This window comes from Exiguobacterium sp. BRG2 (genome assembly GCF_031844245.1).
Classification (GTDB): Bacteria; Bacillota; Bacilli; order Exiguobacteriales; family Exiguobacteriaceae; genus Exiguobacterium_A.
The window spans coordinates 371296-393988 of record NZ_JAUZUW010000002.1 but is presented as its reverse complement, the minus strand read 5'-3'; the positions used below and the strand labels follow the sequence as shown (position 1 = coordinate 393988).

The following is a 22693-nucleotide window of genomic DNA, read 5'->3' as shown; positions in this document are numbered from 1 at the left end:
AAAAAAGTAAAATCAGGGACTATCAATTGGCTGTAAATTCATGATAGCTCCGTAGTATTGAGATGCTGTACAAAACGTAATGAACGCACATAACTCGCTGATTTCTGGAATAGTAAATGTTTCATTCATGAGTAAAAATATTGAATCAGGGATATTTCCTTTCACCTTTAAAAAAAGATCTGCAAATCCAGTTGCTAAAATCATTTTCTCATCCATCATGTTTTTCTTTGGATTTCCCTTTGCCTTGCAATATGCACATCCATTTAATTGTGCTAATGTTCTTCTAACTTGTTCTTTCACATCCAAACTTAAGGTTCCCTCTTCAATCAAATCTTTTTCTAACCTTGTCCAACTGGATAAGATTTTAGGGTTATGACCTAGTAATTTTTGAAATGGTGTTTCTCCTATTTGGGATAAAGGTATTTTTGTCATTTTATTCACTCCTTCTACAATAATTTTATATAATGATTAAAAATTATCACATTTCATTTGAAACAAATATCGAACTAATACTTTATATCCAACAACTTATTTTGAAGGAGGATTTACATTTGAAAATCGATATGATTGATCGACAAATATTAAATGAACTGGCTCAAGATAGTCGACTGTCGATGCGTTCATTAGCTAAACGAATTAATTTATCAGCTCCTTCAGTAACAGAAAGAGTCCGCCAAATGGAATCTTATGGACTCATAAAACGATATGGTTTAACAATAAATTACGAAAAGTTAGGTTCCCCTATTGAATGCTTAGTAGAAGCAACCATTAAAGAAGGGCGCTATGATAGATTCAAAAAATACATACAGCAACTTTCGAACGTTGACTTTTGCTATCGAATTTCTGGTGATTCTTGCTTCATGCTAAAGTTACATTTCCAAACGTTCCAAGAGGCGGAATTTTTTATTGAACAAATCCATCCATATGCCCATACGGTTACTCGCTTTATTTTTTCAGAAGTAGATACTCGTGTCACTTTATAAAAAAAGACAAGAAGAGCATTCAAAGATTGCTCTTCTTGTCTTTTGATAAATATTATTCAACGTATTCGTAGAGAACGACACTCTCGATGTAGTGAATGAAGCGGCGTAACTCCTTCTCCTCTTCCTTCGAGAGATCGCCTTCTTTTGACATATTGGCGATTTCAAGACGCTGAACTTCGATTGCTTTTAAGCAAAGTTCTTCTTTTTGTTGATCGACGTCCTTGCCACCGATTGGTGACGACCAGCGCGTATGTTTGAAGCGGAGTCGCTTATAGAACTCAAGCACACTTTGAACGACGTCTGGCGGATAAGACGTGCGGCAATTCTCGAGACGTTCGATGACTGTGCCCATCACCTTTTCATATAGTTCATGCTCGACTTGCGTCATTTGAATCAATGCGTCAGATGACATATTCGATCGTTTCCGTTTCCACCACAATTTACGAATCGGTTGGACGATCTGGAAGCGCGAATCTTTGCCGATCGCCTTACGACGGTTTTCGATTGAGCGGAAGACATCCTTCTTCAATAAATCCGGTACCTTATGTTCAGCAACGAAGCGTTTCGATTCTTCCTTCTCCCACTGAACCGCTTCAAGACGTAGGGCTTTTAATTGATCATTGAACTGGTTTAGTTCTTCCTGACTCTTCTCCTGCGCTCGCAATAACCGAAGCATGACATGATATTCATTAAGGAGATCAAACGCAACGACTGCATTGTCTTCGTCCGTCACTTGTTTGATTTCTGAGATTGCCCGGCGAATCATCCGTTGTTTTTGAGCGTTCAAGTCGAGTGCGATTGGTGTTGACGCTTCGCCCCGGTTCAAGACCGGTAAAAGAATCGTCGCGAGAACGAGCGTATAGATGATGACACCCGCTGCAAGGAAGATGATCAACGAGCGTTCCGGGAAGGCTTCACCGGACTCCGTCAGGAATGGTAATGATAACACCCCGACCATCGTGATCGTTCCGCGAACTCCGACTAGTGTCGTAATCAAATCTTGCTTGAATGATGGTCGACGGTGTTCCCGGTCCTCTTTTTTGAAGAACCGATGATCGAACCAATTGAAGAACATCGTCCAGACGAGACGGATCGCAAGAATGAATGAACCGATTTCGATGACATATAACATGAGACGCCAGTTGTTGATCGCGTCATCCGCAAAAATCTCGCGTGTCGCTTCTGGCAATGTCAAACCGAGCAATAAGAAAATGATCCCGTTTAGCGTATACGCAATCATCGTCCAGATGTTATCCGTCAACGTCTGCTCTTGCGCAAAGAACGTTTCTGTTCGTTCTTTGATCAAGGCGTGCAAGATACCACCTGTGACGACGGCGATGACGCCTGACGCATGAAACCCTTCTTCAGCGATGAAGAAAATGATGAACGGCGTCAAGATTTGCAACAAGGCATAAAAAACGACGTCTTCAATACCGGCGCGACGCAAGCGAACCTTGAGAAAGTTCATCGTGAGCGAAATCAACAATCCGATCAAGGCTCCAACGAAGAACATGTAAAAGAACTCTGTTGTCGCACTCTGAATCGAGAAGTAACCCGTGACAACAGCGGCAACCGCGTAACTGAATGCAACTAATCCCGATGCATCATTAATCAGCGATTCTCCGCGAACGAGTGTCAAGATTTGTTCTGGAATCTGGACACGTTTTGCAATTCCGTTGACGGCAATTGGATCCGTTGGCGATAAGATTGCGGCTAAGGCAAACGCAGCAGCGACTGGAATGACCGGAATCAACCAGTTGATAAAGTATCCTCCGACGATCGTCGTCAATAAGACGAGGATGATTGCATTACCGAAGATCGCTGTGCGCATCCGCCATAAATCTTCACGCGGAAAATGAGAACTATCGTTGTAAAGTAATGGCGCAATGAATAATAAGAGGAACCACTCGGATTCGACCTCAATCGTCAAGCCGCTCATTAAGAGTGCAGCGACGGTTCCGGCAATGATTTGAATCAAAGCCGTTGGGATGAAACGGATGTAATGCCCGATGACTTGCGTCAGTAAGATGAGCGCAAGCATCAATAAAATTAGTGATAGTGTTTCCATGGAAGACCCCTTCCTCTATTGTTTCTTTCTAGCTATATCGTAACATAGTTTTTTAATCAATTCTGTCCGAACGGCTTATTGGACTGTTGCACAGCGATCATTTTTTCTGCTTGACGAATCAATTGTTCGCGGAGATCCTGCGGTTCTATGACTCGAACTTCCGGACCGATCCGCATCAATTGTCGTCCTAAAAAAGTGAGCTCGCGAATCGGAATTTGCCATGTTCGGTCACGACGAGGAGGTAAAATGCCTTCAAGCATTCGTTCACCTAAAGAAGTTAATTCTAGTTTCACCGTCGTCATCGGTACATGTGTCATATTCTTTTCTAAATCAGAAAAGGTCAAATCAGTTGCTGGCAACTCATGAAGCGATACACCTAGAACTCGGTCGACACGGAACTGCCGAAATCCACGGTCAGTCTGTCCATAAAAATACCAACGATTGTGTTCGAACGATAAGCCGATCGGATCCACTACGATCGACTTTTTACCTTTTGTCGTCTCATAGAGAATATTCCCCATACGTCCGCTCTCTAAAAGGTCGAGTAACGCAGGATTTTGCGGTGACGGTGGTGTATCGACCGCTTGAAAGCGAAAGCGGTCTTTCCATTTTACAATCTGTTGCTCCGTCATCTTCGGTAACTCGTTCGCATAGCGTTCAGCGACTTCCTGGCGGATCGTCCCGAACGGAAAATCTGGAATCTGACCGACCCATTCGAGTAGTATGAACAAGACAATCGTCTCTTCATTTGTCAAAACGAGTGGCGGCATGTTCCGGTGCGGCAGCATCCGGTAGCCCCCGGCTACACCCGGTTCACTGTAAATCGGATAACCATTTGCTTCAAGTACCGTCATGTCTCGTTGAATCGTCCGGATCGATACCTTACATTCTTCCGCCAGCATACGTGCAGAAAAGTGTTCCCCCCGGTTTAATAAACGGACCAAACGCCATTGTCTCGTATTCATACAGTTCCTCCTCAAATGACGACATCTTTTGTCGTCATTATACGCTAAGATGAAGTCAGATAAATCTAAAGGAGGAATTTTAATGTCTCACTCTACGACCGTACTGTATATCGCTTGTAGTCTTGATGGAAAAATTGCCAGACACGATGGTTCACTCGACTGGTTATTTGCTGTTGCTGGAGACGGCGATAATGGTTACCAAGCTTTTTATGAACAGATTGGTGCCGTCATCATGGGTCGAAAAACGTATGAGGAAGTCCTTCAACTCAGCGAGACGTATCCATACGCGGATATTCCAAGTTATATTTACAGCCGGACGCAACGAACGTCAGAGACGGTCACCTATACGGATGAACCGCTCGATCAATTACTTGAGCGGATCACACCGACAATTGATGGCAAGGTCTGGCTTGTTGGTGGTGGCGAATTGATTCAAGAAGCGCTACGGTTACAGTGCGTCAGTTCAATCGAACTCGCGATTGCCCCTGTCATTCTCGGAACGGGTATCCCGTTATTCCCAGAAGGAACCGTTGAAACGAAACTTCACTTGAAGGGCAGTCGTCAATCGGGACAATTCCTGATGGCGACATATGATGTCTTGACTTAAACAAAACAACAGCCAGTTCGAGAAATCCGAACTGGCTGTTCGTTTACATCGTATTACGCATTTTTCTTTGTCTTTTTCTCTTTTGGTTCCGTCCATTTGAAGATTTTATTCATGACGTTGTAAATGCGTTTCGATTCCTTCGTCATCAGTGGTCCGAGAATCGCGAGAATCAAGACATACAGAGCCGAGAATGGGGACAAGATGTCCATCAATCCACCAGCGATTCCGAGATTCGCGACGATGATCGAGAATTCTCCCCGCGAGACGATCGTTAAGCCGATGTTCGATGAAGCTTTATGCGAAAGTCCTGCTTTGCGTCCTGCAATCATTCCCGCGACATAGTTTCCGACAATCGTGATGACGACAGCACCAAGTGCGAGCCAGACAGCATCTAAGAGCATCGTCGGATCGATACTCAATCCGAAACTAAAGAAGAAGATGGCGCCGAAGAAGTCACGGAACGGTACGACAAGATGTTCAATCCGCTCTCCTTGATCGGTTTCCGAGAAAACGAGACCGAGCAACAAGGCACCAATTGCTTCTGCGACATGAATCGTTTCCGAGAATCCGGCGATGAAGAACAAGGCAGCAAAGACAACGATGATGAAGACTTCATCCGAAGCGATCTTCAGCATCTTATTCAAAAGCGGTGTTGCCTTCCGAGCGACGATGAAGAACAGCAACATATAGCCGAGGGCGATCAAAATCGAGGTAAGGGACGCGAGTAACGTCGTCCCACCACCGAGAAGCAGTCCCGATAAGACAGACAAGTAGACGGCGAGGAAGATGTCCTCGAACATAATGATTCCAAGAATCAATTCCGTCTCCGTGTTACCGGTCCGGCGGAGATCAACGAGGACTTTCGCTACAATCGCACTCGAGGAGATCGTGATGATCCCGGCGATGACGAGCACTTCATAGAGTGGGAATCCGGCGATGAATCCGTATAAGAGACCACCGGTAAAGTTAATCGATAAATAGATCGTTCCGCTCGTGACGATCGATTTTCCAGACCGGATCAACTTACCGATCGAAAATTCGAGTCCGAGATAGAACAAGAGGAACAGGACGCCAATTCGCCCGAGGAAACTGATGAACTCAGCACTTTCAATGAACTTGAAGTCTAGTATCCCGATTGTCGGAGCGTGCGGTCCAACAATCATCCCGAGAATGATCAGAAATGGGATAATCGAGAAATTGAGTCTGTTCGCGAGTACTGCCGCGATCGCCACTAAGATAAGCGCGGTACCGACTTCAAATATGAGATGATCCATATATTATCCGCCTCCTTCGATTGAGAATAATGCTTTCGTGATGTGACGGACGTTTTGACGTTCTCCTGACAGGACAATCGTATCTCCCGCTTCAAGGCGCGTTTCTGGTCCAGGATTTAACGATTTCGAACGGTCATGTTTAAGCACTGCAATGATCGAGATGTCATATTGGTTACGAACATTGAGTTCCCCGATCGTTCGATTGTTGACCTTTGAATCCTGACCGACTTTAAACCACTCGATGACGAGATCATCAAACGCCAGTTCAATTTTTTCAAGATCCTTCGGCTTATAGGATAATCCTCCGAGAATTCCTGCCATCTGACGAGCTTCTGCATCATTGAACGTCACGCTCGAGATGCTCTCATCAAAATCATCGTCATCATAATGATGCATTTCGCGTCGTCCGTCGTCATGGACGATGACGACCACCTTATCTCCTCGTGTCGTGATGCCTTCGAACTTCCGTCCGATTCCTGGTAAATCTACTTCGCGCATATCCATCTGTTATTTCCTCCTTATTTGTTTTTTACAAATGATGATTCGCTTTGTGGATGAGCGTCTTGAACGTCTCATCGCTCAATATATCTTGAAGGTCATGCAGCTGTTTCAAATCCGCTTTCGCCATGATGACAAACCCGTCCTCCTCAATGAATGCCACGCGATCTCCTTCCTCCACTTGCAAGGCCTGCCGAATTTTTTTAGGAATGGTGATCTGTCCTTTTGACGTTAACTTTGATAGCTCCATCACGAACTTCCTTCTTTCTATATTTTTCTTATATTCCTTACTTCCTTACTTTTCTTATTTCCAGTTTAACATGTTTCTAAACTTATTCCGAGTATTTTGCTTTGAATTAAAAATTTAAAAAAATGAATAAAGAAAAAACGCATCCTAAGCTGAGTGGATGCGTTCGTTCTTCATATCGTTCTATTAGAAGGAATCGAGCAGGCTCAATTTACGGTAGTAACATAATCAATCATTGTCCGATATAGGCATGCATTAGCCGTGAACCCATCTCTTACCTTCCTTCATAATCACTACGTGTGATCGCATAAATCTTTAAATCCCAGAAACGCTCTTTAACGTACAAAGCACTCCGAGAGACGCCTTCAAATGTCATGCCGATCTTTTCCATGACACGAGCTGATCCGTCATTCGCAACAAAACAGCGTGCTTGAATACGTTCAAGACCGAGCGTCTCGAAACCGTACTGCACAAGACGCGCTGCTGCTTCCGGTATCAAACCCTTTCCCCAGAAGTCGCGCGACAGCGCATAACCGAGTTCTGCTTGGTGTTGCTCAAACGAGACTTTGATGAAATCAATCGTTCCGATGACCCGTCCGCTCGTTTTGTCTTCGATTGCCCATGGTGCCGGATTCCCTAGTTCGTATTGGCGAAGGATGTGTTCGACGAATTGTTCAGTATCCGTGAGGCTTTTATGCGCATGCCAGCTGACATATCTTGCTGTCTCTTCATCTTTCGTATAGGCATAGATATCTGCTGCATCTTCCGTGCGAACTGGTCGCAAACGGAGCCGTTCCGTTTCAAGTACAGGCAAAGCTTGATATAAATCGATGGTCGTTAACATGATCGAACCCTTCTTCCTTTGATTTTTTCCAAGTATACCCACTCTTCCTTAAAAAGTATAGAGATATACGAAAACGTTATCTGAATTTTCTGGTATAATATTGGAAAATGATGTAAGAAAGGATGCTGTTATGTCTTCTCGGGAACGGACGCTCTTAAGTGCTCTCGGTATTTCACAGTTTGGTGACTTCATTTATCTCGTTGCGATCAATGTCTATATCTATCGCTTGACCGGCTCAGCGTCAGCAGTTGCTGCGCTGTGGATCATCAGTCCGGTCGTCTCTCTCGTCATCAAGTCGTTCGCAGGAAGTTGGGTCGACCGATCCGACTTACGTCGACTGTTGATTCAGACTGATTTGTTGCGTGTTTTCTTAATCGGTATCATGCCATTTCTACCATTATCGTTGCTTTACATCGATTTGATTGCCTTAGCTATCATCAAAGCGGTCGTTGAACCGGCAACGTTGACCTACATCACGACGCTTGTTCCGCAAAACGATCGGACGTCGTTTAATGCCTATCGTAGTCTGATCACGTCTGGTGCCTTTTTAGTTGGTCCTGCTCTCGCTGGAGGACTGCTCTATGTTGCTTCTGCCGACGTTGCCATTTGCCTCAACGCTGTCTCGTTTCTTGGTTCAGCCGTCCTGCTGATGCGCTTGCCGCGTATTACCGCTTCAGTCGAACGAGGGATGCGGCTGCAAGACATCATATCCGATTGGCAGCTTGTCTATCAGTTCAGCAAAAGCGCACGCTACGTGACGGGATTATATATCCTCGCGATGCTAATGATGATTGCGACACTTGCACTCGATACGCAAGAAGTCATCTTTTTACAGCGAAGCATCGGCTTATCGGAAACCGATTATGGTTTACTGATGAGTCTGACTGGGATCGGTTCCGTCGCCGGCAGCTGGGTCGTCGCCCGCTACGCCAAAACACTCTCCGTTCGGATGATGCTAATGACTGGCTATGTGTTCGTCGCGGTCGGTTACATGCTGTACGCAAGTGCAAATTCGTTTTCAATCGTCTGTACTGGTTTCTTGTTGCTCGGAGGTTTCCACGCATTTGCAGGAACCGGTTTTCTGACGTTCCAACAGACGAATATTCCGCTTCATTTGATGGGACGCTTTACGAGTCTTTACGGTGTCGGCGTCAGTCTGCTACAGATTCTAGCGATCGTCAGCATTGGTCTACTCGGCGATATTTGGTCGATTCGCTTCAGTACGATTCTATTTGCCTGCCTCCTCGTGATCGTGACAATCTGTTTTCTCGGATTGGTTCTCCTCCCGCACAAGCAACAGTATTTTACAACGGACGAAGTTGAAGCAGAACGACACGCCTAAAAAACAGGGAACCCCGTCAACGCGGTGTTCCCTGCTTGAGTTGCTGCTCTAACTGCCTTTTCATCACTTCTGCATGCGCGACTAGCGGAAAAGGCCCGTCTTGTAGTTGGTTCTGGAGTTGCTTTGCTTCTGCCCAAGCGAGCGCATAGTCTGCTTGTGAGACTGTCTCTTGCTCCTGCGCTGCTTCCAGTTCGTCCGCATCGACTAATAAGACTTCTCCTGATGGCAAAACGATCAGATCGAGAAACAGATCCTCCCAGTAGACTCGTCCGTCCTCCACTCCGGTACGAAGACAAATATCGATATAGGTTTGTACCAACTGACCTGTGGCGTCAAACATCGAGGTCACGGCATGATGAGCATCGCTTGGGAATTGTTGTACCCAGACGTAACCAGCGTCAGCGATTCGAATCGTTTCGTCACCATAACGGACATCTAACGGTGAAGCGACTTCAATCAGTTGAAGAAGTGTCACATGTCCGTTAAACACTTCGTTTTCTACTTGTTCATGAACATAGTGTCGTTGTGTGATGCGACGCCAGTCATGTCGATCGGCATAGCGTTTTTTGATCATTTACCGGTCCCCCGTTTTTTCCTTAGTGTGCCATACCCCACTACTTTTTCATTCTAATTCTTAAAAAAAAGAGGCAACGGATTTTTTCCGTTACCCCTTACATCATCATTTGGCCGTCTCTGAACCGTATAACGCAGCACCGTTCGTCTCGATGACGTGACGATACCAGTCAAACGAATCCTTCTTCATCCGTTCCATTGATCCGTTGCCCTCGTTATCCCGGTCGACGTAAATCATACCGTAGCGCTTTTTCATCTCTCCTGTCGTAAAAGAGACAATGTCGATGACGCCCCACGGCGTGTAGCCGATCAATTCGACGCCATCTTCGAGCACGGCTGCTTTGAACGCTTCGATATGCGCACGCAAGTAATCGATTCGCGCCGTGTCATGAATCTGACCATCCTCGATCGTATCAATCGCACCAAAGCCGTTCTCGACGATGAACAACGGAATCTGATAGCGGTCGTACAGACGATTCATCGCATAGCGCAGACCAACCGGATCAATCGCCCAGCCCCAGTCGCTCGACTGGATATATGGGTTCTCGACACCATTCGCGAGACCACCGTTGACGATGTTGCCCGTGTTATTAACGACAGCATCATGTTTGACGGTTGTCGACATGTAGTAACTGAATCCGAGATAGTCGACCGTACCGTTTCGCAAGATTTCTGAGTCACCGTCTAGGATCGGAATATCATACCCTTCCCGTTTGAACTCATTCAACGCATAAGACGGATAGTAGCCGCGGACTTGGACGTCCGGGAAGAAATAGCGCTGACGCATCGATGTCTCAGCAAGTAGAATATCTTCCGGATGCGATGAGTACGGATAGATCGGTACGTGCGAAACCATTGCTCCGATTTCGAAGTCCGGGTTGATCGCTTTCCCTTTCGCGACGGCAAGTGCACTCGCTAGCAATTCATGGTGTCCCGTTTGATACATGACTTCCATCGCGTTCTCATTAGGGTCAAGGAGGACACCGGAATTCGTCCAGAGGAATAATGGATTGCTGACGTCCATCTTGTTGTTAATCTCATTGAACGTCATCCAGTACTTGACCTTGTCTTTGTAACGCGTGAAACAGACTTCCGCGAATTTTTCGAAGAACAGTGCTACTTTCCGGTTGCGGAATCCACCGTATTCACGTGCGAGGTGGAGCGGCATCTCAAAGTGCGACAGCGTGATGATCGGTTCGATGCCGTATTTCAGTAATTCGTCGAAAACGTCATCATAAAACTTCAGTCCTTCTTCGTTCGGTTCTGCCTCGTCTCCGTTCGGGAAAATCCGACTCCACCCGATTGACGTCCGGAGACATTTCAGTCCCATCTCAGCGAACAGGGCGATGTCCTCTTTATAACGGTGATAAGAATCAATCGCCTCGTGATTCGGATAGAATTCATTCTCCTCTACCTGATCCGTGATGCGCCGTGCTACACCGTGTGCTCCTGCCGTCAATACATCAACGACGCTCGGTCCTTTTCCGCCAGCATTCCAGCCGCCTTCGAATTGATGCGCTGCTAACGCACCGCCCCATAGGAAATCATTTGGTAATGTCTTCATCTTCATGTCCTCCTTCTATTTCTCTTACTTGATGATCGTCAAGATCTGTGTGTTTGCCGTCGTGACGGTCTCGTCCGTCGGTAGGATTTGTGCATAACTCTGCGTGTTCATGATAATGATTGGCGTGATCGTCTCGAGTCCATTCGCTTCAATCGCTGTCGCATCAAACGTTACGAGGAGCTCGCCTGTCGTCACGGATTCGCCTTCTTTGACGTGAAGCGTAAACGGTTTACCGTCGAGCGTCACGGTCTCAAGACCGATATGGATCAAAACTTCGACACCACTCGTCGAGCGTAATCCGATCGCGTGACCTGATGGGGCGACCATGACGACAGTACCGTCAAACGGAGCCGTGACCCGGTTGTTCGTCGGACGAATCGCTACCCCTTGTCCCATCGCACCGGAAGCAAATACAGGATCCGGTACATCTAATAAAGCAACAATCGTTCCTTCAAGTGGTGCGCGAAGCGTCTCTTCATTTGTCAGAGTTGCGCTGACTTCCTGTTTTGCAACTGGTGTCGCTGTACTTTCAGGTGCTACGACCGGAGCAGCCTGCTCCCCGAAACCGAACACTTGAATCAAAACGATCGGTAGAATCAAGGCAATCGCCGTTCCAATCAATAAGCCGATGATCGACGATGGATAGTCGGAATCGATGCCGTTGACGAGCGTCAATGGTCCCGGTAATCCGGCGTAGGCAAAGTAATACGGTTTAAAGAAACTTGCCGTGACAGCGCCGATTGCTCCCGAGATACAGCCATAGATAAACGGTTTTTTAAAACGGAGCGTCACCCCATAGATGGCTGGTTCCGTGATACCGAAGATGCCCGTCAGTCCGGCTGAGACCCCGACTTTTTTCGTTTCTTTGTTACGTGCTTTCAAGATGACCCCGATGACAGCACCGATTTGGGCGATGACGGCAATCGTTTGATAGGCTTGGAACGAGTCGCGACCATATTGCTCGAAGTTTGCGAGCACCATCGGCGTGACACCCCAGTGGACACCGAAGATAACGATGACTTGCCAGAAGCCACCGATGATGAGACCAGCTACCGCAGGAGCATTCTCCGCTAAGTAGTTATACCCGTTTGCGATCCCTTCTGCACCAAGTGTCGTGATCGGTCCGATCAAGAGAATCGTAAGCGGCACCATCAATACCATACTGAAGAATGGAACGAACAACGGACGAATGACTTCATGAATCGTCTTGTTCAGGAATCGCTCGACATAGGACAAAATCCAGACGAGGAATAATGGCGGTAAGACCGATGACGTATACGTTGTACCGGATAAAGCGATTCCTAGGAACGTGATGGATTCACCAGCCGTGATGCGTGCTGCGATATCTGCCCATGTTGGACTGACAAGTGCCGCAATACAGGCGACCGCGATGAAGGCGTTGACCTTAAAATGATTCGCTGCCGTGATGGCAATGAAAATCGGCAAGAACGTAAATGGTGCCCATGAGATGAAGCTGAAGACTTCATAAGTACCTGTCTTCGCGAATGCCGGAAGCAAGTGTCGCTAAAATCAATGTTCCCTGCAGAATCCCTGCTGCAGCTAAAATATAAACGAACGGTGCAAAAACGGCTGACATCGTCGCTATGATTCGGTTAAGGACCGTCCCTTTCGGTGCCTCTTCCGTGTCCGGTTGCTCTAGATCGACGAGTTTCACAAATTCTTGATGGACTTCTCCAACGTGTTGACCAATGACGATTTGAAATTGCCCGCCAGACTCAACGACCGTAATGACGCCAGGTAATGCACTGACCGTTTCTTTGGCTACTGGATCTGAACGTTTTAAGACAAGACGAAGTCGTGTAGCGCATCGAACAGCACTGATGATATTCTCTTCTCCTCCAACCGCTTCTAAAATCGCGTGCGCCAGTTTTTGATAATCGCGAACCTTGCCCATATGGTGTACCTCCCCTGAATATGACGCGTTGAATACCCTTTTATTTTAATTGTACATGCACAATTGTTCAATACATAAATAATTAAATTTACCATGTTATTAATCAAGAAATGGCTTATGCTATACTGAAGAAAGAAAAAAGTTCGCAAGAAAAGAAGGTGTCCTATGCTGAAATACCAACAGACAGCCGATGAAATCGAACGGTACATAGAACAACATCAGTTGAAACAAGGGGACAAACTCCCGATTCTCGAAGAGTTGATCCGGCAGTTCGCTGTCAGTAAGACGACGATGACAAAATCACTTGAGTTACTTGAACGAAAAGGAATCATCTTTCAAGTCCGTGGAAGCGGGATTTTTGTCCGGAAGACGAATCGGACTGGCTACATTCGCCTGTTCTCGACCCAAGGATTCAAGCAGAATCTCGTCGGTCATACGATCGAGTCGACCGTTCTCGCACTCGAATCAATTGCTGCAACCGATAACATCGCGAAGAATCTCGGGATCGAGGCAGGTGAGACGATTTATTACGTCAAGCGAATCCGCTACATCGACGGCAAGATCCTCTGTCTCGAAGAGTCTTACTATCGTCAATCGATTGTTCCGTACTTAAATCGTGAAATCGTCGAGCAGTCGATCTTCGAATACTTAGAGACGGCACTCCAATTGAATATTGGGTTCTCGGATATGTATATGCACGTCGGGAAGTTAAGCGCTGAGTCGGCTCGTCATCTGGGGCTCACCGAGGGCGATCCTGGATTAACGATTGAGACAGTATTTCATTTGACGAACGGTCGTCCGTTCGACTATTCCGTCATCACATACCACTATGAACATTCACAATTCGTCGTTCAGGCAAACGGACTATATCTTTAACAAACGAAAAAAGTAAAAAAGCGAAGTCTGATGATCGTCTTCATTTTACTGAAGACGTTGCATCGGATTTCGCTTTTTCTTTTAAGAAACTAACTAAAATTAATATACAAAACGGATAAATCGCTAAAACGACAATCAATAATAAGCCAAGAACTGGGCTCGGAAAATCAGTAGGATACATGACTGGGAACCACTGACTCAATGCATACGACATGAAGACAAAATACGGTATCCAACTAAAGGAAAACGACCAAGTAAGTCGACTTCGAACTATTATCCCCTGCATCAGACGAATAGGTGTAAAGAATAGGATCATACACACCGTGATCAATAGAAAATCCATTAGGTAAAAAAACTGATATGATGTTCCCGTTATGCGGATAATACGTTCAATGTTTAATGTCATCTCAACAGGAAGAAAGAGAATCAAAGCGAAAAACAGACTCCATCCGTTCCATTTTACAAATAATCGCATGCTTTAAATACCGATCTCTTCTTTACTCGAATTTTCGAGATACAGTTCCCCATCAAACGTCGTCAAGGCAATCACTTTCCTGTCTTTTTCATACCATGCCGTCGCTCCTTCACGATCGAGCTCTTTCCATCCGGCTTGGCGAATCCGAGTTCCATAGAGTAGACCCGGTCCATCGGTTTCCGAGACAAGACGCGTTTTGATTTTCCACTCGCCTTGTTTTTCAACTGCCGTAGCAAATCGTGGCACTGGAAAACTGGATACCTTCGATTCTTGAAATCCAGCATACCAACCACCGACGACTACAATGAGCCCAAGACATATAATGGCGATCCATCTCTTTTTCATAAGCATTCTCCTTTACTTTCCACCCTCATTTTAAAATTACCAAAATATAGTTTTATTTCCCTCATCCTAAAGACGGATTACTGATTTTTTCGTTGTGAAAACACATGAAAATTATTTCGAATTTATGAAAACACCCAAAAAATTTTCAATTTTTTTCATAAAAAATGCACACCTTTGTTCGTCCTTAGAGTCGCAACGGTTTGACAACTCCAGGCACAGAGCCATTTTCAATCATTTTCAAGTGGTTAAGCACATTAGCAACTTGACTTCATTTCCTGCTATGGTACGATACGAACTTATTAAAGGGAGTGAACAGAACTTATGAAATTCAGAAAAGAAAAAGTCAATGTCGTTGACATGAAGCAAACCAAAAAAAGTGTCTACGCGACCGGAATTGGGAATGCGATGGAATGGTTCGATTTTGGTCTTTATTCCTATCTCGCAATCATCATCAGTCAAAACTTCTTTAGCGCTGTTGAAAATGATGAACTGAAGCTCGTCTTTACATTTGCGACCTTTGCGATCGCTTTTTTAATGCGACCAATCGGCGGAATCGTCTTTGGACGCATCGGAGATCGACTCGGGCGGAAGGTCGTCTTAACGACGACGATCGTCATGATGGCTGGTTCGACACTCATCATTGGACTATTACCGACCTATGATCAAATTGGAATTTGGGCACCGATCCTGTTATTGTTAGCCCGGATTTTACAAGGATTCTCGACTGGCGGTGAATACGCCGGTGCAATGGTCTACATCGCTGAGTCATCACCAGATAACAAACGGAGTGCTCTTGGAAGTGGTCTTGAAATCGGAACACTCGGTGGGTACATTCTTGCCTCATTACTTGCTACAACACTTTTTGTCACTTTATCAGATGATCAAATGGCATCTTGGGGATGGCGGATTCCATTCATCCTTGGAGCACCACTCGGTTTATTCGGTCTCTATTTACGTCGTCATTTGGATGAGTCGCCAATCTTCGAAAATGAGATTAATGAAAATACAGAAGAACCCGCGACATTCCGCGAAATCTTACGCGATCATAAGCGTGATATCATCCTTTGTTTCATTGCTGTCGCGTTCTTCAACATTACGAACTATATGCTCTTGTCCTACATGCCATCGTACCTTGATGAAGTCATCGGTATGTCAAGTTCGACAAGTACGATTCTCATCACCGGTGTCATGGTGATCATGATTCCACTCGCTTATTTCTTCGGAAAGCTAAGTGATAAAAAAGGCAATCGCAATATCGTCCTATTCGCGTTAGCAGGACTATCGTTGCTTTCGATCCTGTCGTTCTTCTTGATTGGTCTTAAACCACTCTTGTTCGTCGGAATCGGAATCTTCATCCTCGGATTCTTCTTGGCGATCTTTGAAGGAACGATGCCAAGTCTGCTACCAAGTATCTTCTATACGGATGTCCGCTACCGGACACTATCCGTGACGTTCAATGTCTCGGTCTCGATCTTCGGTGGAACGACGCCACTCGTTTCGACTTGGCTCGTCCATGAGACGCAAAATCCGCTCGCTCCTGCTTTCTATTTAACAGCAGTCAGCGTCATCGGGTTCGTCACGTTCTTCTTCCTCTTTAAAAATACAGCCGGTAAAGCACTTAAAGGATCGCATCCGACTGTATCGAGTGAAAAAGAAGTCGCGTCGATCGCAAAAAAACCAGACGATGCCCTCTGGTGGGCAGAATAATTGCTACAAGTAAGAGCCGTCTTCCGCAGAAGACGGCTCTTACTTGTAGACAGCACTCAGCTCTGTTACGATTCGGTCCGCAACTACGAGTTCCTGCTCTTGCGCAAAATCGAACTGGCAACCGATTGCTACTAGACCGTTCGCTTGCGCTGCTTTGAAATCGGACAAACGGTCACCGACGACGTATCCGGACGAGATATCGTGCGTCTTACAAATCTCTCGTACGAGTGCTGATTTATCACCGGAACGAATGTCTTCAATGCTATAGACATGATCGATATACGCTTCAAGACCATACGTCGTTACGATCGCTGATAGGTAGGACGGCCATCCGTTACTAGCGATATAGACCGAGTGACCCGCTTGTTTCAAACGAGCGAGCAACTCGACCGTTCCTGGATATAAACAACCATGCCCGGACTTGACTGCCTGCTCTAAGCCATGTCGAAACTTTTGATCCGCAGCCTGTTGGTCTATGGGTGAAAAGTCCGGTAGTAACGTCTGCCAGACTTCCGGTAACGAGACGCCCATGATCTGCTGATAGAGCGCGAGTGGAGTCTCTCCTTCCCAGCGCCCCGTCTGACGCAATTCATGAAAGACCTCTTCTAACGTATGCGCAAGCACAGCATTTGTTTGAAACAATGTTCCATCCATGTCAAAAATATAGTGTGTCATTGACTCTCTCCTATCTGCTCACGCTTTATTATCTGAATCATGGCTTCTATGGATCTATCCTCAGCAATCAGACGATCCGTCGGGCGGTGATCCTGATCAATCCACCAGCGTTTCATATCCGTCTCAGAAAACTCCGTCGGCTGGCGCATTGCGTGGCGACGGACGGTTTCTTCGAATGAAACGTCAAAATAATATGCCACGTACCGTGAAGTAAAGCGTCGTTCCAACCGGTCAATCATCTCACCGTACCAATCCTGTGCGAGAATTCCTTCTAGCAGAATCGTCGCATGACGTCCGTCAGCAAGTCCAACCAACTCCTCGATCCAGCGAATCGTCGGATTTCCTGGTCCATCTTTTACGTTCAACATTTCTCTACGGATGACATCTTGCGAAAACAGGATACTATCCGGTAAGACCGATCGTAATGCCTTAGCTAGCGTCGTTTTTCCACTACCGGAGTTTCCACGGATGACGATCAAGCGCGACTTCATGTCGTGAACCAGTCTCCGTTCAAGGCAGCAATGTACCGCTCTGCAGAGCGCGCTACAGCTTCAGACGCACCGGTTTCGATCTTCCGATAAAAGGCGTCATATAATTTTTCAAAGCGAAGCGGGCGTATCGTTTCTGCCATGCGCGCGACCGTCTTTGCAGGAAGCGGAATCATATTCGGATAACTGTACATGAAACTGACCCATGCCCGATCGGCAACGATTCGAATGATGTCTCCTGTCAACAACAGTCCTGCTGCCGCATCTTTTCGTTCACAGATGACTGCTCCTTTAAAGTGACCACCGACGCGATGTAACATCAACTCTTCCGTTAACTCCAAGCATTCACCACTCCAGAATACGATGCGCTCACTTGGTCGCGTCACGAACGACGCATCGTCTTCATGAATATAGATCGGTACGTCAAAAGTCTCCGCCCATTCGACTTGTGTCGCGTAATAATGCGGATGTGATAAAGCGATCGCCTGAAGCCCGCCTAATTCGTCAAGCTGCTCTTTCGTTGCGGAATCAAGATATGTAATGCAGTCCCATAACAGGTTGAACGATTTTCCTTGGACGAGATATGCCGTTTGACCGATGCCGAATGCTGGTGTCGTCTGAATCGCATAGACACCTGCTCCGTCGTCCATAATGATATTTTGGTACGTTCCTGACGCTTGCATGGCAGCGAGTGTCGTCCATGTTTGACCGGTCGGATTGACATACTGTCGTTCTTCTAAGCAAATCGGACACGTTTCGCGATGCGGATTGATTTGTTCGACACCACACGTCGTACAGATGATGGTTTCCATATCATCATTCCTTTCCAATTCGTAAATGATTTTCCTGATACATCATAACATATTCCAATTATAGGGATTAAGATGTGCTCGCTGAAATGAACAAGTATGAAAAATGAAGCATGAGATTATTATGTCGATTTCGTTTCCTCTCATTGTGCACTGTTTGAACACTGTCTTTTAGATGTAAAACGTTTCGCCACTTGGTATCACTAGTTACTTCAGCTGCCGTTTGATTCGTTATGTGTCACGTCAACTGTCTATAATAATCCCTTCGAAGGTCCAGCTCGTTTAACGCTCGATGATCACACGAATGACGCAATAGGCAGAAGATAAGACAAAAGCAGGTCGAACCACTGATGTGGCTCGACCTGCTTTATTTAATAAGACGTTCGATCGTCATTTATGACGCTTTGAAAATGTTCTGTGAATCGATTGATCGCTTCTTCTGTATCAAGATTTCCAGAAAACCAGATCTTTTTGTCTTCTGAAAATGTAAGATGCAATGAGTCATCTATTGTAGACTCCACTTTAAGTGTAGCAATCGTATCTGACTTCATTAATGTCTTTTGTGATAGAGTGACCAGTTCATTCGTCAACGTTTCGCGTGTATCTTCTGACGTCTTTTCCTGGAGAAGATCAACTGTCTTATGAAGCAATACGGCTTTTGAGACTCGCGATAAATTCAACTCTCGAATTTCAAACATGTAGGCGTTCTCATGTTCATGCTGACGCTGGACGATGAATCGTGGAGAATGTACTAAATGTTGAACGAAGTGAACGAACATTTCGATGGTCATTTCGGACATACCGAAACCCTCCCTTTTGCATGGATCAACGGACGAATGCCTTTAATCCTTTATGTGAATGGACAGTAAGAGTCCTGTATGAAATCAAGCAGGTGAATTGGGAAAAAAACCTCCCTTCTGTAAAGTTATACCACAAAAACAAGTACAAAGTGTACATGTTTATGTTTCAAAACTAAGATTCGAATAGCCTCCGAATCTTGTTTATAGTAACATAAAAGACACTAGTTATAATCATATTTAATATGATCATCTGATAAAAATCTGCATGACTGGAATATGTACACGGATAAAGAGCCAGAGATCATCTATTCCTCTCTGACTCTTCCATCAATCGTTCATCGTTGGCGCGATTAAATCTTGTAACGTATATGCCTGCAGCGCGTCCGTAAAGGACGTGAATGCTTGATCGAACGCTTGTCGTGTGTTTTGCAAACTACCATTTTTATTTGGAACTGTCACATTTTCAAGATAGGATACTTCTTCAAATAAATGAACGATTTCTCCTAACGTAATCGTTTCTGGGGATTTCGCTAATTTGAACCCACCATTACGACCTTGTACAGAAATGATGAGACCAAACTTGCTCAATGAATGGACAATCTTCATCAAATGATTTTTAGAAATATCATAATGGGTTGCCACTTCCTGAATTTGCACGAGCCGAGTCGGATGCGACGCTGCGAAAATAAGCACACGAATGGCATAGTCCGTAGAGCGAGTCATCTTCATCCATTTCACCTTCTTTTTCTTTCCTTTATATAGACATAGTACAGAAGCTCACTCATTTTCACAATCAATAGTATGGCTTAAAGTGTCGTTTATAGTGGTTTTGCACGTATGTATATCGTTTATCTTAAAGGATATGAAGTGTCAAAATCTAGGCATTTCTCGGAAAAAGTAAAATGGTATTTTAATTTGATGAAGCAAACCATTTAGTTATTTCAAGTCTATGATAAGATTCTTTTAAACATGTACGTTTAAAGTTTATTTATATATTTTTTAGAAAGAGGTCTTGTCATGAATTGGCTCTCATCAAGTATGTTCCATCGGTTTTATATTTTATTGTTTTCGAATTTCTTAATTTTTGCAAGCATCAGCGTCTTAACATTTTACTTTGCTCAAAAAGAGCTAGAGCAACACCGAACTTCATCACAGAAGATCACATTACAAAAAACGCAAGCTCGCACGCTTTGGAATGAAGCACAACAAGTCAATCTCCAAGTCCAACAAATTGATTTTAATGATCAAGATGATCTGAAGCAAATCAATAAAAGATTGAAACGTTTACAAAAAAACGTTGAATCGTTCAGTCAACGTTATTCAGATCCATCAGACGAACGATTTGCGCATCAACTCGTTCAATTTTCAAGATTTTTGGAACAGGAAGTCACTTTGCAAATACGTACGGATAATCAAAAGCTGGTTCAGCAGTCTGACTTCGTCGTTAACGACTACTTTCGAATGATTCATAATGAAGAGAAAAACGCACAGCAGTCGCTACAACAAAGAACCGCTGAAGTATTACGCTACGCCTTTGGTGTGATGATCATCGCTTTTTTTCTTCTCAGTTACTTGATTTTAAGACTTGTGCGGTCTTTTCGAACAGATTTACTCGATCTCGTCGATCAAACGAAACAGCCTGATCGATTGGAACAGAATGATTTTCAGAACCGTTCCGATGAGATTGGTACACTTGGGCGATCGATGCAACAAATGACGACGTTGCTCGCATTTGAACACCAGCAAACACAAGTTGCTAATTTACAACTTCAAGAGTCTTTATACCAACAAAAAACAATCGAGCGACAACTTCAATTTCAAAATCAGTTAGCCACTCAAATTTTGCGTCATCAATCTACTTCAGGTCTTCACACCTGGCTACAAGTAATTGGTAGTCATTTTCGGGCGGCTCATATCTATTTTTCACCGCAGTCGGAGAATTTTGAACCTGTCCATATCGCACTATCAGACGAACCAATTTATGACAAAGAACGGTTGGAGTTAGAAGCGAAGACCGAGCTAGATACATCCATCCATCTAATCGAGAAGGAGCAGTTGACGTTATGTGCTCTCCCTTTACACAGTCCGTCAAAATTCATTGGTTCATTGACGTTACAATTTCATCATCGTTTTACTGAGACTGTCGCACTTCAGAAAACGACTCATTTATTAAATATCGGGTTGATGCGATTGCTTGATGACATTCGTATAAAAGAACACCATCAATTAATTCAGCGCATTTTAAATGGTTTACGAGAAGCTATCTTATTCGTCGATGTGACGAATACGAATATCTTTACGAATCGCATGTTTCATCAATTATTTCCGAACTGGTCACCTTCTGAAAACCAATCTGAAAACTTAGCATTCGTCATCGAAGCCTTCGAACCGTTGATTCTCGAAACAGAGGCGTTATATGCATATGTCGAACAAATCAAAGCAGGCTTTGACCACGCATCAGTTATTCCAGCTCAGGATTTTTCAATGCCAGACGATCGTCATTTACGACTTTACACAGAATTTTTACCCGAACGTCAAGGTATTCTATTTGTTTTTCGTGAACGCACAGTTGAAGTCAACCATGCTAAAAAGGAGCAAAACTTCATTTCGGTTTTATCACATGAGCTTCGAACGCCACTTGCATCCATCGAAGGATTCAGTGAATTAATGTTACACCGGTCGTTATCTCCTTCAAAACAGCGAAAATATTTAGAAACCATGCGGAGTGAGACACAGCGACTCAGTCAACTGTTAACCGAATTCCTAGATTATCAGCGACTTAGTCATCAAAAAGAATCCTATCAGTTAGAATCATTTTGCATCGAACATATGCTCATCGAGTTAACGGAGTGGTTGAACGTTGCGACATCGACGCATCATTTACAAATCCAAACTGACGGTCCTTGCCTGATTACGGCTGACCAAGAAAAAATCCGGAGAGTCTTATTAAACATCTTGAATAATGCGATAAAATACTCTCCCGTCGATTCAATTATCCAAGTCTCGTTAGCGTGTTGTGAAGCGGAAGTCGTCATCACCATTAGCGATGACGGATATGGTATCCCAAAACAAGATCTCCCCTACCTGTTTGATCCATATTACCGTGTCGAACATGCAGACCATCTCCAAGTTCAAGGAACAGGTCTTGGTTTACCGATTTGTAAGGAAATCATCGAAGCGCATGGCGGACGGATCACCGTTCATTCAGAAGTCGGGAAAGGGTCTGACTTTTTTATCCGTTTACCTCGTGATGAAGAGTGGAACACAACCAATAACATGTACAATAACAGTATGAATAATCTACAACTAGGAAGTGAAGAACGTGGAAGCTGATTTAAATCAAATCGTTCACTGTTTAAATCAAGATTTTAAACAGCATAAAACTGTCTTCAGTGCAATGGCACTGAAAGAAACCAACCCCTGCATCGTTTTGATGGAGGATCACCGCAAAAGACGATTGAATGATGCTTTGTATCAATACTCTGATTTCATCGCTGAATTGGAATCACTTATTTATCGCTGTTTAATTGATGTCCGGGGAGCCCGTGAATCAGCCTCCCCTTCCGAGATTTTTATCTCTAAAGCCCAACTCTATTCGCCTTATCATTATTTGATTACTTTTTTATGAGAGGAGTCCA

22 protein-coding genes and 1 pseudogene are annotated in these 22693 nt (G+C 44.7%); 7 read left to right on the top strand and 16 right to left on the bottom strand.

The genetic code is table 11. The annotated features are described in order from the left end of the window. Positions 1-12: 12 nt before the first annotated feature. Positions 13-432 carry a carboxymuconolactone decarboxylase family protein gene (locus Q9R23_RS04715; protein ID WP_311246501.1) on the bottom strand — a complete coding sequence of 140 codons (420 nt, stop codon included), beginning with the start codon at positions 430-432 and terminating at the stop codon, positions 13-15. A gap of 119 nt (positions 433-551) precedes the next feature. Here Q9R23_RS04715 and Q9R23_RS04710 point away from each other — a divergent pair, with 119 nt between their 5' ends. Next, positions 552-983: an Lrp/AsnC family transcriptional regulator gene (locus tag Q9R23_RS04710; RefSeq protein ID WP_290777027.1), complete on the top strand. Its 432-nt coding sequence runs from the start codon at positions 552-554 to the stop codon at positions 981-983. 52 nt (positions 984-1035) lie between these two features. Here Q9R23_RS04710 and Q9R23_RS04705 read toward each other — a convergent pair whose 3' ends face one another. Then, complete coding sequence (locus Q9R23_RS04705; RefSeq protein WP_214854149.1) at positions 1036-3051, bottom strand: Na+/H+ antiporter; 2016 nt, start codon at positions 3049-3051, stop codon at positions 1036-1038. 56 nt (positions 3052-3107) lie between these two features. Continuing rightward, a complete protein-coding gene (locus tag Q9R23_RS04700; RefSeq protein WP_214854152.1) occupies positions 3108-4016 on the bottom strand; it encodes a helix-turn-helix transcriptional regulator in 909 nt (302 codons plus the stop codon). 82 nt (positions 4017-4098) lie between these two features. Between Q9R23_RS04700 and Q9R23_RS04695 the strand changes: the two genes are divergently transcribed. After that, complete coding sequence (locus Q9R23_RS04695) at positions 4099-4623, top strand: dihydrofolate reductase family protein (protein ID WP_311246500.1); 525 nt, start codon at positions 4099-4101, stop codon at positions 4621-4623. A gap of 53 nt (positions 4624-4676) precedes the next feature. On the opposite strand, the gene Q9R23_RS04690 is transcribed toward Q9R23_RS04695, so the two are convergent. The 4 genes from Q9R23_RS04690 to Q9R23_RS04675 all read right to left on the bottom strand — a co-directional run bounded on the left by Q9R23_RS04690 (position 4677) and on the right by Q9R23_RS04675 (position 7486). Beyond that, entirely contained in the window at positions 4677-5897 is a 1221-nt protein-coding gene (locus Q9R23_RS04690) for a cation:proton antiporter (RefSeq protein ID WP_311246499.1), read from the bottom strand. 3 nt (positions 5898-5900) lie between these two features. Further along, on the bottom strand, positions 5901-6401 hold the full coding sequence (locus tag Q9R23_RS04685) for a cation:proton antiporter regulatory subunit (RefSeq protein WP_311246498.1): 501 nt from the start codon (positions 6399-6401) through the stop codon (positions 5901-5903). Positions 6402-6426: 25 nt separating this feature from the next. Then, positions 6427-6645: an AbrB/MazE/SpoVT family DNA-binding domain-containing protein gene (locus tag Q9R23_RS04680; protein WP_023468485.1), complete on the bottom strand. Its 219-nt coding sequence runs from the start codon at positions 6643-6645 to the stop codon at positions 6427-6429. A gap of 271 nt (positions 6646-6916) precedes the next feature. After that, positions 6917-7486: a GNAT family N-acetyltransferase gene (locus Q9R23_RS04675; protein WP_311246497.1), complete on the bottom strand. Its 570-nt coding sequence runs from the start codon at positions 7484-7486 to the stop codon at positions 6917-6919. 130 nt (positions 7487-7616) lie between these two features. Between Q9R23_RS04675 and Q9R23_RS04670 the strand changes: the two genes are divergently transcribed. Continuing rightward, positions 7617-8828, top strand: coding sequence for an MFS transporter (locus tag Q9R23_RS04670; RefSeq protein WP_311246496.1), 1212 nt, complete (start codon positions 7617-7619; stop codon positions 8826-8828). Positions 8829-8844: 16 nt separating this feature from the next. On the opposite strand, the gene Q9R23_RS04665 is transcribed toward Q9R23_RS04670, so the two are convergent. From Q9R23_RS04665 to Q9R23_RS04655, 3 genes and pseudogenes are all read right to left on the bottom strand, one after another. Beyond that, positions 8845-9402 carry a ribonuclease FAU-1 family protein gene (locus Q9R23_RS04665; protein ID WP_290758844.1) on the bottom strand — a complete coding sequence of 186 codons (558 nt, stop codon included), beginning with the start codon at positions 9400-9402 and terminating at the stop codon, positions 8845-8847. Positions 9403-9507: 105 nt separating this feature from the next. Then, positions 9508-10965: a 6-phospho-beta-glucosidase BglA gene (gene bglA / locus Q9R23_RS04660; RefSeq protein ID WP_290758847.1), complete on the bottom strand. Its 1458-nt coding sequence runs from the start codon at positions 10963-10965 to the stop codon at positions 9508-9510. Positions 10966-10989: 24 nt separating this feature from the next. Next, positions 10990-12880: pseudogene (locus Q9R23_RS04655) on the bottom strand (beta-glucoside-specific PTS transporter subunit IIABC). A gap of 165 nt (positions 12881-13045) precedes the next feature. Between Q9R23_RS04655 and Q9R23_RS04650 the strand changes: the two are divergent. Beyond that, positions 13046-13756 (top strand): GntR family transcriptional regulator, encoded by a 711-nt coding sequence (locus tag Q9R23_RS04650; protein WP_290758850.1) that lies wholly within the window; start codon positions 13046-13048, stop codon positions 13754-13756. Positions 13757-14234: 478 nt separating this feature from the next. On the opposite strand, the gene Q9R23_RS04645 is transcribed toward Q9R23_RS04650, so the two are convergent. Then, complete coding sequence (locus Q9R23_RS04645; protein ID WP_214854171.1) at positions 14235-14576, bottom strand: hypothetical protein; 342 nt, start codon at positions 14574-14576, stop codon at positions 14235-14237. Between the two features lie 321 nt (positions 14577-14897). Between Q9R23_RS04645 and Q9R23_RS04640 the strand changes: the two genes are divergently transcribed. Continuing rightward, positions 14898-16283 (top strand): MFS transporter, encoded by a 1386-nt coding sequence (locus Q9R23_RS04640; RefSeq protein ID WP_311246495.1) that lies wholly within the window; start codon positions 14898-14900, stop codon positions 16281-16283. Between the two features lie 39 nt (positions 16284-16322). On the opposite strand, the gene Q9R23_RS04635 is transcribed toward Q9R23_RS04640, so the two are convergent. The 5 genes from Q9R23_RS04635 to Q9R23_RS04615 form a co-directional block, all read right to left on the bottom strand. After that, positions 16323-16958 carry an HAD hydrolase-like protein gene (locus tag Q9R23_RS04635; RefSeq protein WP_311246494.1) on the bottom strand — a complete coding sequence of 212 codons (636 nt, stop codon included), beginning with the start codon at positions 16956-16958 and terminating at the stop codon, positions 16323-16325. Continuing rightward, complete coding sequence (locus Q9R23_RS04630; protein ID WP_035407558.1) at positions 16955-17449, bottom strand: AAA family ATPase; 495 nt, start codon at positions 17447-17449, stop codon at positions 16955-16957. Before Q9R23_RS04630 ends, Q9R23_RS04635 begins: the two co-directional genes overlap by 4 nt. Further along, a complete protein-coding gene (locus tag Q9R23_RS04625) occupies positions 17446-18258 on the bottom strand; it encodes an MBL fold metallo-hydrolase (RefSeq protein ID WP_214854177.1) in 813 nt (270 codons plus the stop codon). The genes Q9R23_RS04630 and Q9R23_RS04625 overlap by 4 nt, the downstream gene beginning before the upstream one ends. A gap of 368 nt (positions 18259-18626) precedes the next feature. After that, positions 18627-19055 (bottom strand): hypothetical protein, encoded by a 429-nt coding sequence (locus Q9R23_RS04620; RefSeq protein ID WP_056061808.1) that lies wholly within the window; start codon positions 19053-19055, stop codon positions 18627-18629. A 327-nt stretch (positions 19056-19382) separates the two neighbouring features. After that, on the bottom strand, positions 19383-19784 hold the full coding sequence (locus Q9R23_RS04615) for an RrF2 family transcriptional regulator (protein ID WP_056061810.1): 402 nt from the start codon (positions 19782-19784) through the stop codon (positions 19383-19385). 288 nt (positions 19785-20072) lie between these two features. Here Q9R23_RS04615 and Q9R23_RS04610 point away from each other — a divergent pair, with 288 nt between their 5' ends. Then, positions 20073-22388 (top strand): sensor histidine kinase, encoded by a 2316-nt coding sequence (locus Q9R23_RS04610; protein WP_214854179.1) that lies wholly within the window; start codon positions 20073-20075, stop codon positions 22386-22388. Beyond that, complete coding sequence (locus tag Q9R23_RS04605) at positions 22378-22683, top strand: hypothetical protein (RefSeq protein ID WP_035407545.1); 306 nt, start codon at positions 22378-22380, stop codon at positions 22681-22683. Before Q9R23_RS04610 ends, Q9R23_RS04605 begins: the two co-directional genes overlap by 11 nt. Positions 22684-22693: the final 10 nt, after the last annotated feature.